Annotated in this window: 1 protein-coding gene; it reads left to right on the forward strand. The window is 69.6% G+C overall.

The window, feature by feature from the left end:
* Nucleotides 1-2: 2 nt before the first annotated feature.
* Nucleotides 3-559: ABC transporter permease (locus AC1D15_RS36400; RefSeq protein WP_477829917.1), on the forward strand; the 557-nt coding region annotated here is incomplete at its 3' end.

A 559-nucleotide genomic window follows, 5' to 3' on the forward strand; every position in this document is an offset into this window, starting at 1 on the left:
TGCTGGCGCCGCTGGTCGTCGTGTGCCTGGTCGCCTTCACGCCCGAGAACACGCTGACGCTGCCGACCACCAGCTTCTCGCTGCGCTGGTTCCACGCGGTGTTCGAGCACCCGGATTTCATGCAGTCGTTCTGGAACAGCCTGTGGCTCGCGCTCGGCTCGGCCACGCTCGCCACGCTGCTGGCGGTGCCCGCGGGTCTCGCGATCACGCGCCACCAGTTCGCCGGGCGCGAGTTCCTGAACGGGCTGTTCCTGTCGCCGCTGATCATTCCGCACCTGGTGCTCGGCGTCGCGCTGCTGCGGCTGTTCGCGCTGGTCGGCGGCACCGGCAGCTTCGGCTTCCTGGTGTTCGCGCATGCGCTGATCGTCACGCCGTACACGCTGCGGCTGGTGGTGGCGGCGCTGGTCGGCTTCGACCGCAGCGCCGAGCAGGCGGCCGCGTCGCTCGGGGCCGGCCGCTTCACCGTGTTCCGGCGCATCACGCTGCCGATGATCCTGCCGGGCGTCACCGGCGGCTGGATGCTTGCCTTCATCAACAGCTTCGACGAGGTGACGATGTC

It is taken from the genome of Rhizobacter sp. P2_H2 (assembly GCF_056403375.1).